This is a genomic window from Mesorhizobium sp. G2-6-1, assembly GCF_055809095.1.
This window is the reverse complement of record NZ_CM147896.1, coordinates 216,631-231,977: the sequence shown is the minus strand read 5'-3', so window position 1 is coordinate 231,977 and position 15,347 is coordinate 216,631. Positions and strand designations below refer to the sequence as shown.

Annotated in this window: 10 protein-coding genes and 4 pseudogenes; 9 read left to right on the top strand and 5 right to left on the bottom strand. The window is 56.2% G+C overall.

The window, feature by feature from the left end; genetic code table 11:
• From AC0L7S_RS01050 to AC0L7S_RS01040, 3 genes are all read left to right on the top strand, one after another.
• A complete protein-coding gene (locus tag AC0L7S_RS01050) occupies positions 1-705 on the top strand; it encodes an XdhC family protein (protein ID WP_473472688.1) in 705 nt (234 codons plus the stop codon).
• The gene (locus AC0L7S_RS01045; protein WP_473472687.1) at positions 702-2,315 is read left to right on the top strand and encodes an NTP transferase domain-containing protein; all 1,614 of its coding nucleotides are present in this window, start codon (positions 702-704) and stop codon (positions 2,313-2,315) included. Before AC0L7S_RS01050 ends, AC0L7S_RS01045 begins: the two co-directional genes overlap by 4 nt.
• A gap of 357 nt (positions 2,316-2,672) precedes the next feature.
• On the top strand, positions 2,673-3,563 hold the full coding sequence (locus AC0L7S_RS01040; RefSeq protein WP_473474123.1) for an alpha/beta hydrolase: 891 nt from the start codon (positions 2,673-2,675) through the stop codon (positions 3,561-3,563).
• A gap of 25 nt (positions 3,564-3,588) precedes the next feature.
• On the opposite strand, the gene AC0L7S_RS01035 is transcribed toward AC0L7S_RS01040, so the two are convergent.
• Positions 3,589-4,641 carry a DUF1176 domain-containing protein gene (locus AC0L7S_RS01035; RefSeq protein ID WP_473472686.1) on the bottom strand — a complete coding sequence of 351 codons (1,053 nt, stop codon included), beginning with the start codon at positions 4,639-4,641 and terminating at the stop codon, positions 3,589-3,591.
• A 512-nt stretch (positions 4,642-5,153) separates the two neighbouring features.
• Between AC0L7S_RS01035 and AC0L7S_RS01030 the strand changes: the two genes are divergently transcribed.
• Complete coding sequence (locus AC0L7S_RS01030; protein WP_473472685.1) at positions 5,154-5,615, top strand: hypothetical protein; 462 nt, start codon at positions 5,154-5,156, stop codon at positions 5,613-5,615.
• Between the two features lie 210 nt (positions 5,616-5,825).
• Positions 5,826-7,088 carry a cysteine desulfurase-like protein gene (locus AC0L7S_RS01025; protein WP_473472684.1) on the top strand — a complete coding sequence of 421 codons (1,263 nt, stop codon included), beginning with the start codon at positions 5,826-5,828 and terminating at the stop codon, positions 7,086-7,088.
• A gap of 3 nt (positions 7,089-7,091) precedes the next feature.
• Here AC0L7S_RS01025 and AC0L7S_RS01020 read toward each other — a convergent pair.
• Together AC0L7S_RS01020 and AC0L7S_RS01015 are read right to left on the bottom strand one after the other, a co-directional pair.
• A pseudogene (locus tag AC0L7S_RS01020) lies at positions 7,092-7,220 on the bottom strand (histone deacetylase family protein); the annotation flags it as partial.
• A gap of 14 nt (positions 7,221-7,234) precedes the next feature.
• The gene (locus AC0L7S_RS01015) at positions 7,235-7,747 is read right to left on the bottom strand and encodes a GNAT family N-acetyltransferase (protein WP_473472683.1); all 513 of its coding nucleotides are present in this window, start codon (positions 7,745-7,747) and stop codon (positions 7,235-7,237) included.
• Positions 7,748-8,008: 261 nt separating this feature from the next.
• On the opposite strand from AC0L7S_RS01015, the gene AC0L7S_RS01010 reads away from it, so the two are divergent.
• The 4 genes and pseudogenes from AC0L7S_RS01010 (at position 8,009) to AC0L7S_RS00995 (ending at position 10,439) form a co-directional block, all read left to right on the top strand.
• A complete protein-coding gene (locus AC0L7S_RS01010) occupies positions 8,009-8,257 on the top strand; it encodes a ParB N-terminal domain-containing protein (protein ID WP_473472682.1) in 249 nt (82 codons plus the stop codon).
• Between the two features lie 99 nt (positions 8,258-8,356).
• Positions 8,357-8,854 carry an SRPBCC family protein gene (locus AC0L7S_RS01005; RefSeq protein ID WP_473472681.1) on the top strand — a complete coding sequence of 166 codons (498 nt, stop codon included), beginning with the start codon at positions 8,357-8,359 and terminating at the stop codon, positions 8,852-8,854.
• 523 nt (positions 8,855-9,377) lie between these two features.
• A pseudogene (locus tag AC0L7S_RS01000) lies at positions 9,378-10,058 on the top strand (glycoside hydrolase family 25 protein); the annotation flags it as partial.
• 8 nt (positions 10,059-10,066) lie between these two features.
• Positions 10,067-10,439 (top strand): annotated as a pseudogene (locus AC0L7S_RS00995) (endonuclease domain-containing protein).
• A gap of 698 nt (positions 10,440-11,137) precedes the next feature.
• Here the strand turns inward: AC0L7S_RS00995 and AC0L7S_RS00990 are convergent.
• Together AC0L7S_RS00990 and AC0L7S_RS00985 are read right to left on the bottom strand one after the other, a co-directional pair.
• Positions 11,138-11,515, bottom strand: coding sequence for a hypothetical protein (locus tag AC0L7S_RS00990; protein ID WP_473472680.1), 378 nt, complete (start codon positions 11,513-11,515; stop codon positions 11,138-11,140).
• Between the two features lie 25 nt (positions 11,516-11,540).
• A pseudogene (locus AC0L7S_RS00985) lies at positions 11,541-15,339 on the bottom strand (vitamin B12-dependent ribonucleotide reductase).
• Between the last annotated feature and the right edge of the window lie 8 nt (positions 15,340-15,347).

The following is a 15,347-nucleotide window of genomic DNA, read 5'->3' as shown; positions in this document are numbered from 1 at the left end:
ATGGATACACGCATTCTCCGGGCCTTGAATGTCGAACGCCGCGCGCGCCGCGCTGCGGTTGTCATTACCGATCTGGGTGACGGTAATGACCGGTTGATCCGCCAGGGTGAACCGCTTGATGAAGAACTGGCCTCGCTGGTTGAGGCGGCTTTTCGCACGGGAAAGTCACGCATGGTTGAGGTGGAGGGGCGTAACTTCTTCCTCAATGCGCATTTGCCCCATCCGCGTCTCGTGGTGATTGGCGCGGTTCATATCAGTCAGGCGCTTGCCCCGATGGCAAAGATTGCAGGCTATCCGGTCGAGATCATCGATCCGCGCAGTGCGTTTGCAACACCCGAGCGTTTTCCTGACATCACGCTTCATGCACAATGGCCTGAAGACGTTCTGAAAACCCGACCGCTCGATAGCTACACGGCACTTGCCGCGCTGACCCATGATCCCAAGGTGGATGATTTCCCTTTGAAGGCGGCGCTGGATGCGAAATGCTTCTATGTCGGTGCCTTGGGTAGCCGCAAGACACATGCGAAACGTGTCGAGCGTCTTCTCGCAATGGGCACAAGCACTGAACAGATTGAACGGATCCATTCTCCCATCGGCATCGACATTGGCGCTGCCAGCCCGGCTGAAATTGCGATAGCCGTCTTGGCAGAAGTGGTTCGCGCTTTCCGCTCGCGTGGCCTTGAGACGCAAGAGGCGGTGGCATGAAATTTGGTCCTGTTCCGCTGGAAACTGCCGAAGGCGCAATCTTGGCGCATTCCGGTATGGTTGGAGGCAAGCGCTTCCGAAAGGCGCGCGTTCTGAGTGCGGACGATCTTGCTGCAATGCGTGAAGCTGGCATGAGTGAGGTCATCGTCGCAGTCCTGTCCGATGACGATATAGAGGAAAACAACGCGGCAACCCGCATCGCTGAGGCGCTGCATTATAAAGGAGCCCAAGCCAAGCCAGCGGCAACGGGCCGGGTCAATATATTTGCCGAAACAGATGGTCTGTTCACTGTCGACAAGGCGCTGATCGACACTATCAACCGTGTCGATCCAGATGCCACGATTGCAACGCTGGCCGAATATGCGCCTGTCATCGCCGGCCAGATGGTCGCGACGGTCAAGATCATCCCGTTTGCTGTATCGAGCACCGTTATCGACACTATTATTTCGCTGGCCAAGGCCAAAACAGCCTTTGGTGTCCATGCTTTCAAACCTCGCTCCGTGGGTGTTGTTCAAACGGTGCTTCCAAGCCTGAAGGACAGCGTTCTGGACAAGACATTGCGTGTAACGCAAGCGCGGCTTGCCCGCTCGGGAAGCCATGTTTCCGAAGAAAAACGCACGGCGCATGACCCGTCGCATGTGGCTAGAGCTATCACAGAATTGGCCGCGACAAACGATATGGTCCTGGTGTTTGGCGCATCTGCCATGAGCGACCCGGACGATGATGTGATACCCGCAGCCATTCGCGCCTCAGGCGGCAAGGTGTTTCGCTCGGGAATGCCCGTTGATCCGGGCAATCTGTTTGTTCTCGGCGAACGTGAAGGCAAGCCTGTGCTTGGCGCACCCGGATGCGCCCGCAGTCCCAAGCCAAACGGCTTTGACTGGGTTCTGGATCGCATTTTCGCGGGCATAGACGTGTCCGGCGACGATATCGCAGGCATGGGCGTGGGGGGTCTGTTGATGGAGATACCATCGCGGCCAGAACCGCGTGAACCGGTGCCGGTTCCGTTGCGCCCTGAGGTTTATATCGTGCTTTTGGCGGCAGGACGCTCCAGCCGTATGGGTGGCCCGAATAAATTGCTGGCGCTGTTTAACGGTGAGCCTTTGGTCCGGCGCACCACGCAACGGGCTTTGGCATCTAAAGCCGCTGGGACTATCGTCGTTACCGGCCATCAGCGCGAGCGTGTGGAAGAAACGCTGTCCGGCATCGAAGTCGTCTTTGCCAACAATCCGGACTTTGCTTCGGGTCTGTCTTCGTCGTTGAAAACTGGTATCGCGATGGTGCCCGATTCAGCGGTCGGCGCGATGATTTTGCTGGGTGACATGCCCGGTGTTTCATCGGCAGATATCGACAGGCTCATCGACGCATTCCGCGCCAGCGGTGGCAAGGCAATTGTGCGTGCGACCTGTGATGGCCGGCGCGGCAATCCTGTCATATTGCCGCGTTCGCTGTTCGGCGCTGTCGCGCACCTGGAAGGCGATACAGGTGCGCGCCATCTGGTCGAGGCTGAAGGCGCAGACGTAATCGACATCGAAATAGGCAATGGCGCGGCACTTGATGTCGATACGCCAGAAGCACTGGAAAATGCTGGCGGAGTTTTACAGGGCTGATGCATGTCGCCCAAAAGTGTGCAGCGGTTTTGGGACGATGACATGCATGAAAGCGAGATGCATGTCGCCCAAAAGTGTGCAGCGGTTTTGGGACGACGACATGCATGAAAGCAAGATGCATGTCGCCCAAAAGTGTGCTGCATGAAATCAATGCGCGGCAGCATTCATCTGTAGGCGTTGACAGGTGCCTGCGGAATGACGCAAGCCTTGCCGATGCATTTTGCTTTGACACCCGTCGCGGGCTTTCCGATGGCCTTCCCTTTCAGGGACGAACTGATTGAGCGCGGCAGTATCTTTTGGGCGACACTGCAGAAAGCGAACCGGCGTTACGGTTTCCGTTCTTCGTCTGTGAGCGGGATGGCGCGAGGCATTCCACTCACAGTTAGCCTTCTCGTTTTCATCAGTGCGTTGCTGTTATGCGGCTCCGCACAGGCACTTACCCTCAAACCGTTCAAGGACGAACTCTTTGCCTATCCGGCGATCCTTTCTGCCGAACAGAACGACACCTATCGCGTGGTGGACTACCGCGAAATGCGTGACATCAATGGACGCGACGAAGTGCCGGAGCGCCGCGTCAAAAGCCAATACACATCGACAAGTGTTCGCAAGGTGCAGCGCGATCTTGTGTTGAAGACGGATGAGGGCGCGGTTCGCCACTTTGCCGTCGGCGTCACGCAAGGGGCAAGCATCATCACGCTTTATCTGCATGGGCAGGGCGGCTCCCGCCGCCAAGGCGTCGATGACTTCACCTTCGGCGGCAACTTCAACCGCATCAAGAACCTGATGGCTGAGAACGGCGGGCTATATCTGTCGCCGGATTTTTCCGATTTTGGTGATCGTGGGGCAGCCCAAATTGCCGCGTTGATCAACCATTATGCAGCGCAATCACCCGGCGCAAAAATCTTCGTCGCCTGTGGGTCGATGGGGGGCGCGCTGTGCTGGAAACTAGCCGAACGCAAGGATACCGGCTTGCGCATAGATGGCCTCTTGCTTCTGGGTTCGCTGTGGGATGAGGAGTTCCTTGCCAGTCCGGCCTTCAAGCGGCGCATTCCGGTTTTCTTCGGGCAGGGCAGTAGGGACCCGGTATTTCCTGTCGAAAAGCAGGAAGAATTTTTCCGCTCGATCAGGGCAAAATCCAAAGCTTATCCCGCCCGCTTCGTGCGTTTTGAAAGCGGATCCCACGGCACTCCGATCCGCATGACGGACTGGCGCGAAACGCTCAACTGGATGCTGTCCCAGGCAAAGTGAACAAACCACTCGAAGTCACGAGCGGTCATGGTGCGGTGTTGTAATCCAACACGGTCTGTGGATTGATTTTTCCGTCATATGATGCATCCACATCATACTGCACGAGCGAAAATTTGCCTTGGCGAAACAGGTATATCGCTGACGATGATGCGTCACCAAGGCCACGCCATTTATTGAACGACGTGATGGTGCGCGTAGCCTCATCATAATCGGCATTGATGAGCCTGTCGTTCGTTTGAAAGCCGATCGTGTTGATTTCCTCGACCTTGCCGTCGATGTCGCCATTCACATAACGGATATCCAGTTCAGGCTCGGCAAATTGCAGTTGCCGCACGCCGTCGAAATCGTCGGATATGTAATAGACCGAAATTTCATTGTAGGCTGCCAGTGCGCAGGAGAAACGAAACAGCCTTACCTCACGTTCAGGTGCAGCCGCGTCCGCTTGGCTGTCCTTATAGCGGATCGTGTAGGTACGAGGCTCCATTTCCTCCCCATCTTCGCGTCTCACGATGGTGCAACTTGCATCATAGGTCGTGCTGAAAACCTTCTTCGCCTGTTCGAGCAGTTCGTCTTTTTGTGGTTGCAATGGCCCATCGCCGCAGCTTTCGGGAACGGCATCTTTCAAAGCCCCGCCTGCAGGCTTGAGTGCGCCTTTTTCAATGTGGATAGGGTTGAATGGCGGCTCCTGAGCCTGCGCATTGACCTGTCGCAACGTATAGCAACCGGCAAATACTGCGTCGCTGCCATCCGGCGCGATTGCGCGAATAGCGACAGGAACCTGGAAAAAGATACTGCCTGCGGCACCTTCCTCGCTGACATTTCCGGTTTCGATCTCGACTGAATTTGTCCCGTCATAGCCATTGACGAACGCATCGAAATTCTCGGAGGGTTTTGTTTCACCGAAATAGTCCCATGCACGGGCATATTCGTGCCGATTGATGGCGCTGTAGAGCGAGCGGACAACCGCTTCGGGTGTGGATCTGTCGTCGACATAAGGTGCGTCGGCTGCGAAAGCGGCATGATTGAATGCGCTTGATGAGGCAACAATGAAGGCTGCGCGAACGAGAAGGGATTTCATCGGATTCTCCGCTGGTCGCGTCAAGTTTATCATTGATTGCGGCACATGCGTGGCGCTCTGCTTCGCTTGAATAATTCTCGGCGACCTGAAGAAACAGTTTCTATCCAGGTACTATCCGTGTTGCCGTTTTGCGCGCAACCTGCGGAAAATCAGCATGCTTGATGCCGATATCGGAGCGGTCGGCATTGCACATGGAGTGAAGGATCAGCATAGCCGTGCGGTAGTGTATATGTTCGCGCCGGCGAGGATGGGAACACAATCTGGTCAAGAACCCCATGTCAGGTTCTCCTTATTGGTCCTCCCGCGTTAAATATATAGGTGATTCATGACAATTGTGCGGCGCAGCATTTGTACGCGCTGCCGGTGTCGGTGGAGGGGAATTTCTAAATTGCCGCCAAACAACGGCATTCATTATTAACGACCCGCCTTTATGCTCATGAGTCGAGCGAGGTGAATTTGTCACGAACGGGGAGGTTGATATCGGCACGGGGGCCAAGCGCGATTTTGCTTCGTTGCTGGACGATCTCTTTGTTGAGACCGGCGACGACGAAGATTCTGTCGCCAGGCCCACAATTCCGTTTGATTATCTGGCCGTCGTCGATGAACTGCATTCGGGCCGCATAAAGGTCACTGGCGAAGAACTCGCAGCCCAATATCGCGAAGCCGGAGCGGACCTGTCAGGCGAATTTGCCGCGCTGCTGGATCAGGCCAAAATCGCGCTCGCTGGCGAGGTGCCGGTGGCTGAAGAGAAATTGCCGCCTATCGACCCGCAATCAATTGCCAGAGAACTTGGACTTGATCAGCCTGACGCAATTGCCGATCTGGGGCGGTTACGCCGCGATTTCGCATTTTCCAATCACCCAGACCGCGTTTCGCCGCATCTGCGTCAGCGTGCCATGATCCGTATGCAAATTGCCAACATGCTGATCGACGATGCCAAGCGCAAGGCGCAAGCAGGTGCCAAGCCCACCTGAAGCGTCTTTTCCTGCCGGACAATGCTGCGCACATCACCTATCTCTTGGCATACTATCTGACAGACTATGCAGATTTGCTGGCTCTTGCCCGCCGAGGTGAGGCGGCTATTGATGGACCATGACGAGTAAGTGATTTCGAGCAGCAGGGCGAACACAGCTACGAATTTTGGGTCATTCCCATACTCGACAGATACTAACGAGAGGCGGGACATGACATTTCCGATTGAAACCGTACGCGGCCAGTTTCCGGCACTTGCGCTGAATGATCACGGTCGTCGGCGCATCTACCTTGATAACCCGGCTGGCACGCAGGTGCCGCAAACCGTCGCCGATGCCGTCGCGCGCTGCCTGTTGACAACCAATGCCAATCTCGGTGGTTGTTTCGAGACAACGATGGCCGCGCAACAGGTCGTCGATGAAGCCCATCTTGCGATGGCAGATTTCCTTGGCGCGTCGACGCCAGAAGAAATCATCATCGGCCCCAATATGACGACGCTCACCTATCACATCTCGCGCACGCTTGGCCGCACTTTCAAGGAAGACGACGAGATCATCCTGACCCGCATGGATCATGAGGGAAATGTTTCGCCATGGTTGCAACTGGCCGAAGATATGGGGCTCGTCGTTCGTTGGTTGCCGTTTGACCAGACGACATGGCAGATCGAGGAAACGGCTTTGTCCGAACTACTCAATGACAAGACACGCCTGCTCGCACTGAACTATGCCAGCAACCTGACCGGCTCAATCAACAATGTGAAGGCGTTGACCCGCTTGGCCAAGGCCGCCGGTGCGTTGGTCTATGTCGATGCTGTGCAGTTCGCACCACACGGATTGGTGGATGTGCAGGAAATCGGCTGCGATTTCCTGGCCTGCTCGGCCTACAAATTCTTTGGCCCGCATCTGGGCATTCTGTGGGGACGACGTGATGTGATTGACCCGCTAATACCCTACAAATGCAGGTGTTCGTCCAACCAATTGCCCGAGCGATTTGAAACCGGTACGCCCCAGATCGAACTGCTGGCCGGATTGTCAGCCACCATCGGTCATTTTGAAACATTGGGTGCCTCAACCGGCGAGGGCGGCTCGCGCAGGCGCAAGATTGCCGCCGCCTTCAAAGCATCGATTGCTTATGAAAATCCGTTGGCACAGAGGCTGGTTGACGGATTATCGGATATTGCGGGACTGAAAATTCATGGCATTACCGATCCGGCACGCCTCGAACACCGGGTGCCCACCGTATCGTTCACCGTCGATGGTATCGAGCCGGAAACGATTGCCCGCCAGATGAATATGGAAAACATCTTTTTGTGGTCGGGCCACAACTATGCCTGGGAAGTCGTCCACCAGCTTGGCATTCCTGCCGAGCGGGGCGTCGTGCGCATCGGCGCGGCGCATTACAACACTGTTGGCGAGATTGACGAAACGCTGGAAAGTGTCCACCGCTGCGTCGCCATGCTGCGTCAGCTGCGATGAATTTGCCGCCTTTGCACCGATCAGCAGCCGTTCAATTCGTTCCAGCTTTTCCGGATTGGGACGTGGTGCGCCGCTGGATAAGAATCCCTTCGGGTCATGGAGCTTTTGTCCTTCAGCGTAGAAGGCTTTCATAATGACACCCGCTATCAAGACCGTTCAGTGCGGGCGAGTTGAAGAAACGATTCGCCTTGGATCTTGTGTACCAGGTCGTCACGGGAAAAATTGATGCCAAGTCGCTCATAGAATGCTTGCGCCTTTACATTGTCCGCATCAACGGACAGGCGAAGGTAGACGCCGCCAGCTTCCATTGATAGCCGTGCTACGTGGCGCAAGAGCCGCTCGCCGACTCTCAAGCCACGAAAGCGTTGGTCAACGAACAAATCCTGGACATAAACACCGGGGCGCCCAAGCCAGCTCGAATAAATCTGGAAATACAGGCACATGCCCGCGAATTCTGAATCAATTTCTGCAATGAGAATGGCAAAGGCCGGCGTCTCGCCGAAGCCAAATCGCCTGATGTCGTCGGGTGTGCTTTCCACCTTGTCCGTGTCGCCAACGGCTTCGGCGATGCCAAGCAAGGCCGCATGGATCACCTCAGCGTCCTCCATCTTGCCGGGACGGATCGAGATGACACCGGCCTGTTTCCGGCGGTCAGCCATTCAGGGTTATCTCTCTGCCTGCGGCATATGAAATCTTTCGAGCCATTATTGAACGGCGTTCAGGTTTGATGAAACAGGCTGTCATTTGAGGCATCAGCCAGCCACGCGTCAATGGTGCCGAGTGGGGGCTGATCGGGCAAGCGATCAATCAAGCGATCAAGCAGGCAGGGCTCCCGCCGTTCATTCGCCGCTTCGCATCTTGGCGATTGCAGCAAAACGCTTTATCCACGCTAACAGATGCTTGCCGCCGCTGGAGACGCCATGCTGAGAGTTCAACAGGTCAAGATCGACGAAATTTACGTGCCGACCGCGCGCCGCAAGACGCTTCACCCCGAAACAGTCCGGCATCTGGCCGAGGATATCCTCGAAAACGGCATGAAAATGCCGATCCAGGTGCGCCATGATGGCAAGCGGTTCATTCTCGTTGAAGGGTTGCATCGTCTGGAGGCGGCGAAGTGGCTAGGCGAAGAGACGATTGATTCGTATCTGGTGCAGGCCAAACGGCACTGACGCCAATTCACGCAGATTTTTCAGGCACCATGTCGTCACCGGTCTGTTTCGCACGTCCTTCGATTGTTGCATTAACCGACATGACGACAGGAGACATTCATGGCCACGAAAATCGACATTGCGCCACAAACGAACCGCGAGCTTGTTCTTGCCCGTATAATTGATGCGCCGCGTGGCAATGTTTATCGCTGCTGGAGCGAACCAGATCTGGTGACGCAGTGGTTTGCGCCAAAGCCGTGGTCGACGCCGCGCGTCGAGTTCGATTTGAGGCCCGGCGGTTCCAGCCTCGTTATCATGGCCGACCCCGATGGCAATGAATTTCCCAATCCCGGTGTCTTCCTCGAAGTGGTGCCGGGCCGGAAACTCGTCTTCACCAACGCCTATACCAGCGCATGGGAGCCTGCCGAGGTGCCGGATGGCATGATGCTGTTTACCGGCGTTTTGACCTTCGAGGATGAAGGTGCGGGCAAGACCCGCTACATCGCGCGCGTCAAGCACTGGGACGTGGAAGGCTGCAAGACCCATGAGAAAATGGGCTTCCATGAAGGTTGGGGGCAATGCGCCGAACAGCTTGAGGCGCTTGCCCGCACGCTTTGAAATCGACACGCCACCGCTTCATTATTTGCCAGCCGGGCCACGCGCATGGCCCGGCTGCAAGAAGAATCCGCCGGTTGAAACAGCGATCACTCATTAAAGTAAATTTTAGATTCAATCTTTCTTGGTAATTCGTCATTCATAATTGGCATTGGTGTTCCGGCGGCGTGGGTTTGCCGTTCGGCTGTTTTGTTTTGAGTACAGGTCCCGGATGCGTTTGCCAGCCCATTTCACGTCGCTGATCCTTTGCCTTGGAATAACCGGCTGCACGTCGAGCTCCGGGCTTGAGGATATGATGCCGCGCCCTTCGATGGAGATAACCAATTCGGTTGCCCGTCCCGACGCGCCCATTGAGACGGCAGCAGCCAGCCAGCCCGGCTCCATGCTTGAGCCGATGTCGGACTTTGTCGATGCTGATGCGGTTTCTGATGATGCCGATGACGACGGTTCCGTCGAGGTCGCCGCGCTGGTGGCACCGGACAAACCATCGAAGGCTGCCAAGGTGTTTGGTGACGGCATTATTCACGAACGCCGCTTCGGCGATGCCCAGCCGATCAATTTCGGCAAGCGTTCACCCAAGAAGCTGGCGGTTCACGGCGTTGATGTCTCGCGCTGGCAAGGCGATATCGATTGGAAGAAACTGCGCAGTCAGGGTGCCAATTTCGTTTATATCAAATCCACCGATGGCGGCGATCACCTCGATCCCATGTTCATGAAGAACTGGCGCGATGCAAATGCAGCCGGCATTCGCCGAGGCGCTTATCATTTCTTCTATTGGTGCCGCACCGCCAGCGCACAGGCCGACTGGTTCATCCGCAATGTGCCAAAGACCAAGGACGCGCTGCCGCCGGTGATCGATGTCGAGTGGAACCATGAATCGAGCTGCAAGCGACGGCCATCGCGCGCCAAGGTTCTGGAAAAGATGCAAGTGTTCATGGACCGGATTGAGCGCCATTATGGCCAGCGCCCGATCATCTACACCGCACCGGATTTCTATGCCGATAACCTCAAAGGCGCATTTCAGGATTATCCGTTCTGGCTGCGCGCGGTGGCAGAACACCCGTCAAAGGTCTATCCGGGCCGCAAATGGCTGTTCTGGCAATATTCCGGTTCCGGCCTGTCGCAAGGCGTAGACGGGCGCATCGACCTCAATGTTTTCCACGGCAGCGAAAGCCAGTGGCACACATGGGCTAATGGCCGGGGATAGCGTAGCCAATGCCACACCAACCTGTTCTTTCTAATAAACGGAGTTTTGCTCGTTCGCTTCGCCGCGAAATGACCGAGGCGGAAGACAAACTCTGGCAGGAACTGCGGGGTCGGAGAGCTTGATGGGATCAAATTTCGCCGTCAAGTGCTAGTTGGCAAGTATATTGCCGATTTCGTGTGCCTTGACGCCAAACTGATAATTGAACTCGACGGCAGCCAGCACGCGGAATCGGTTCATGATCATATCCGCGATACCGAACTGAAGGCGAGGGGCTTTCGGGTGCTTCGTTTCTGGAATGACGGTGTGTTGAAAGATTTGAATGGTGTCTGCGACACCATCATCGCCTATGTGCGAGATGTGACATTGCAGCCGTGGCGTTGAGGCATGCTGTTCCTTCTCCCCTTGTGGGAGAAGGTGTCATCGCAGATGACGGATGAGGGTGCTGGACGAAGCACGGCGATCCCAAGCTGGAACACCCCTCAACCGACTTCGCTTCGCTCAGCCACCTTCTCCCACAAGGGAGAAGGCAAGTGCAGCCCGTGCGCTTCTGTAAATCTCAGACGTTGGCGATTGGCGTGAGGTTCCCACGGCATTTCCTTCTCCCCTTGTGGGAGAAGGTGCCCCGAAGGGGCGGATGAGGGTTGTTGAAATAAACACAACCGCTCCGACGTCGGATAATAGTCGACGCGCCATGCATAACGGCATTCTTTCCTCGTTATTGGAGAAAGGGCACCGCTATCGGAAAGAGGTGAATTTGATGAAGCTGTTAAGCCGTCAATTCAACTGCCGCCAAGCGGCAACAAATCGGTTATTTTCGCATGGGAACATTGCACCCACATCCAACTTAAACACCGTTTTATATGCAAGGCCGCAAACATCAGTCACTCGACAAACCAGTAGGGCGAGATCCTTATAGCATTGTGAGTATAATTTCTCGTTGAAATGAGGACCAATGTAGAAAGTATCGTTATTGCAGTGAAAATATATTGATACAGCGGATGGATGGGTCCCGTATTCGGAAAAAACATTGAAATAGTTATCAAAATAAAGAAATGTTTCGTTATCATTTATGTCTTTTTTTAAAGTGGAGCGCCCAAATTTTTTGTATCTCTTTTCTGATGTGTTTCGCCATTCAGGTAGTTTTCTGGATTTTCCGAAAATAAGAGTGCGAGCATACCAACTTCGGCAATATCTCGAAAAAGTGCAGTTGCTTGGGTGAAGTAGCCGAAGTCGATTAATTTGCTAGCTGCGCCAACATTATTTACGATCCGCGATCCCAGCACAGAGCTGGCAAGGTGGTCGGCGAGATGCTCTGAGTTGGTTTTTGGGTCGAGGGACATAAGTAGCGTTTTGCGGATTAAATCAGTCGAGGCGCTTAGCGCATCGGTATAGAGATAAATAGTGGAGGCGAGTCGCCTATGGCTCGCCTCCACTTCGCTTTCATCGAAAATACTCATTTCGCGTTCGGTTTAAGGTTTTTCCTCAGCTACACCCGCTTGTGCTTCCGCACGTATCGCATTTCTCACATGTGCCGTTGCGGACCATCGTAAAATTCTGGCATTCCGAGCAGGAATTGCCGGTGTAGCCTTGCAGGAGCGACTTGGCGCGGCGGTCGGCGGCGCGTTTCTTTGCATCCGCTGCTTCCTGGGCGGCAGCATCGGTAAACAGCGCCTCGGCCTGGCCTTCCTCGGTCCGGGCTTCTTCTTTTGCCCGTTCCTCGTAATCGCGCTTGAAGGCAACCGCCTCGTCGCTGGCGACCTCCGCTTTCAGCGCCGTTGCCGTGGCCGATGCCAGTGCCAGCACGTTGGAGCCGGAAAAGGCCGTGGGTGCCGCGCGCTGAGGGGAGGATTTCTCGCCCGCAGCACCCCGGCAAAGCCTTTCGGGTCACTCGTTCCAGCCACCAGCTTGACCGGTGAAGCACCGCGCGTCAGCCCCTTGGAGAAGGCAAGCGCCTTGCCTTCGGTAATGCCCTTGCCAAGCGACGTGTTGGAAAACTCCGTGTCGACATGGGCAAGATCGTTGCGACCAAGATAGGAAACAGCAAGTTCGCGGAACACATAGTCGATGATCGAGGTGGCGCTCTTGATGGCGTCATTGCCCTGCACCATGCCGGCCGGCTCGAACTTCACGAAGGTGAAAGCTTCGACATATTCCTCCAGCGGCACGCCATATTGCAGGCCAAGCGAGATGGCGATGGCGAAATTGTTCATCATGGCGCGGAAGGCGGCACCTTCCTTGTGCATGTCGATGAAGATTTCGCCGATGCGGCCATCGTCGAACTCGCCGGTGCGCAGATAGACCTTGTGGCCACCGACCACGGCCTTCTGGGTGTAACCCTTGCGCCGGTTCGGCAGTTTCTCGCGGTCGCGGTAAAGGCGTTCGACCACGCGCTCGACGATCTTTTCCGTGACCTGCACCGCCTTTTCGGCGGCGGGCGCGGCGATCAACTGCTCGATTGCGTCGTCTTCGTCCTCATCTTCATCGGCCAGCAGCGAGGCATTGAGCGGCTGCGACAGCTTGGAGCCATCGCGGTAAAGCGCGTTGGCTTTCAGCGCCAGCTTCCATGACAGCATGTATGCGGCCTTGGCGTCCTCGACCGTCGCCTCGTTTGGCATGTTGATGGTCTTGGAAATGGCACCTGAAATGAACGGCTGGGCCGCCGCCATCATGCGGATATGGCTGTCGATGGAAAGCGAACGCTTGCCGACCTTGCCGCAAGGCGAGGCGCAATCGAACACCGGCAGGTGCTCATCCTTGAGGAATGGCGCACCCTCAAGCGTCATGGCACCGCAGATGTGGATGTTGGCAGCCTCGATCTCCTTGCGGGTGAAGCCAAGTGCGGGCAGCATCTCGAAGGAGAAGTCGCCAAGCTGTTCATCGGTGAAGCCGAATGTCTCCTTCACCCAGTCGGCACCCAGCGTCCACTGGTTGAACACGAACTTGATGTCGAAAGCCGATTTCAACGCCGCATTGAGCGCGGCAATCTTCTCATCGGTAAAGCCTTTTGCCTTGAGCGTGGAAGGGTTTATGCCCTCTGCCTGATTCAAATTGCCATGCCCGACGGCATAGGCTTCGATCTCGGCGATTTCGCTTTCGCCATAGCCGAGCGTGCGCAAGGCTTCTGGTACGGCGCGGTTGATGATCTTGAAATAACCGCCACCGGCAAGCTTCTGAACTTGACCAGCGCAAAGTCCGGTTCGATGCCGGTGGTGTCGCAATCCATGACCAGACCGATGGTGCCAGTCGGCGCAATGACGGTAGCCTGCGCATTGCGATAACCATGCTCTTCGCCAAGGTCGATGGCGCGGTCCCATGCGGCGCGGGCATGGGTAACGAGATCCTGTTGCCAGATATGCTCGGCATTGATCGGCACCGGATTGACGGCCAGCTTCTCATAGCCGTCCTTGTCGCCATAGGCCGCGCGGCGGTGATTGCGCATGACGCGCAGCATATTGGTGGCATTGCGGTCGTAATCCGCAAAGGCACCAAGCTCGGACGCCATTTCCGCCGACGTGGCATAGGCAACGCCGGTCATCAGCGCGGTGAGTGCGCCGCACAGTTCACGGCCTTCGTTAGAATCGTAGGGGATGCCCGCTGTCATCAGCAGGCCGCCAATATTGGCATAGCCGAGGCCGAGCGTTCGGTATTCATAGGAGAGCTTGGCGATTTCCTTGGACGGGAACTGCGCCATCATCACCGAGATTTCCAAAACGATGGTCCACAGCCGCACAGTGTGCTCATAGGCTTCGATGTCGATCGTGCCGTCGGAATTGCGGTAGGGCAACAGGTTGATCGAAGCGAGATTGCAGGCCGTATCGTCGAGGAACATATATTCCGAACACGGATTGGACGCGCGGATCGCCCCGGCCGATGCGCAGGTGTGCCAATCATTCATCGTGGTGTTGAAATGCAGGCCCGGATCGGCCGATGCCCAAGCGGCATAACCGATCTTTTCCCACAGATCGCGAGCCTTCATGGTTTTCATGACGCTCCCGTCCTTGCGGGCGGTGAGGTCCCAGTCGCCATCCTGCTCGACAGCGCGCAGGAAATCGTCCTTCAGCGAAATCGAATTGTTGGAATTCTGACCCGAAACGGTGAGGTAGGCTTCCGAATCCCAGTCGGTGTCATAGGTCTTGAACTCGATGGAGGTGTAGCCCTGGCGCGCAAACTGGATGACCCGGCTGACGTAATTCTCCGGCACTGCGTTCTTCTTGGCCGCCTTGATCTCGCGCTTCAGCGCGGTGTTGATCGACGGATCGAAGCAATCGTCGTCCTGGCCTTCACAGTTGACGCAGGCCTTCATGATCGCATCGAGATGCTTGCGAACGATCTTGGAACCGGTGACGAGGGCAGCGACTTTCTGCTCTTCCTTGACCTTCCAGTCGATGAAGGCTTCGACATCGGGATGGTCGGCATCGACGATCACCATCTTGGCGGCGCGGCGCGTGGTGCCACCCGACTTGATAGCGCCGGCTGCCCGGTCACCGATCTTGAGGAACGACATCAGGCCTGATGAGCGCCCGCCGCCGGAAAGCTTTTCGCCCTCGCCGCGCAGGAACGAGAAATTGGAGCCGGTGCCGGAACCGTATTTGAACAGGCGCGCTTCACGCACCCACAAATCCATGATGCCGCCTTCATTGACCAGATCGTCCTGCACGCCCTGGATGAAGCAGGCATGCGGCTGCGGATGCTCATAGGCCGACTTCGACTTGGTCATCTTGCCGGTGAACGGATCGACGTAGAAATGACCCTGGCCCGGACCGTCTATGCCATAGGCCCAATGCAGGCCGGTGTTGAACCATTGCGGTGAATTGGGCGCGACGCGCTGGGTGGCAAGCATATAGGCCAATTCGTCGCGGAAAGTGCGCGCATCTTCCTCGGCCTTGAAATAACCGCCCTTCCAGCCCCAGTAGGTCCATGTCCCGGAAAGCCGGTCAAAAACCTGACGAGCATCGATCTCGGAACCGTAGCGTTCATCTTCTGGCAGTTTCGCAAGTTCGGCTTCATCGGCAACGGAACGCCACAGGAAGGAAGGAACATCGTTTTCCTCGACCTTCTTGAGGCGTGCAGGCACACCCGCCTTGCGGAAATACTTCTGCGCCAGAATGTCAGCGGCGACCTGTGAGAACTGGGCAGGCACGTCGATATTGTCGAGCCGGAAGACGATAGAGCCATCCGGGTTCTTGATCTCGGATAGCGCCTTGCGGAATTCGATCTCCGCATAGGCTGCACCTTCCTGCCCAGTCTGTCCGTTCTTGGTGAAACGCCGTTCAATGCGCATCGTTGTCT

Coding starts and splice junctions, on each gene's coding strand:
- AC0L7S_RS01050 (WP_473472688.1), top strand. CDS start 1: ATGGATACACGCATTCTCCGGGCCTTGAATGTCGAACGCCGCGCGCGC.
- AC0L7S_RS01045 (WP_473472687.1), top strand. CDS start 702: ATGAAATTTGGTCCTGTTCCGCTGGAAACTGCCGAAGGCGCAATCTTG.
- AC0L7S_RS01040 (WP_473474123.1), top strand. CDS start 2,673: ATGGCGCGAGGCATTCCACTCACAGTTAGCCTTCTCGTTTTCATCAGT.
- AC0L7S_RS01035 (WP_473472686.1), bottom strand. CDS start 4,641: ATGAAATCCCTTCTCGTTCGCGCAGCCTTCATTGTTGCCTCATCAAGC.
- AC0L7S_RS01025 (WP_473472684.1), top strand. CDS start 5,826: ATGACATTTCCGATTGAAACCGTACGCGGCCAGTTTCCGGCACTTGCG.
- AC0L7S_RS01015 (WP_473472683.1), bottom strand. CDS start 7,747: ATGGCTGACCGCCGGAAACAGGCCGGTGTCATCTCGATCCGTCCCGGC.
- AC0L7S_RS01010 (WP_473472682.1), top strand. CDS start 8,009: ATGCTGAGAGTTCAACAGGTCAAGATCGACGAAATTTACGTGCCGACC.
- AC0L7S_RS01005 (WP_473472681.1), top strand. CDS start 8,357: ATGGCCACGAAAATCGACATTGCGCCACAAACGAACCGCGAGCTTGTT.
- AC0L7S_RS00990 (WP_473472680.1), bottom strand. CDS start 11,515: ATGAGTATTTTCGATGAAAGCGAAGTGGAGGCGAGCCATAGGCGACTC.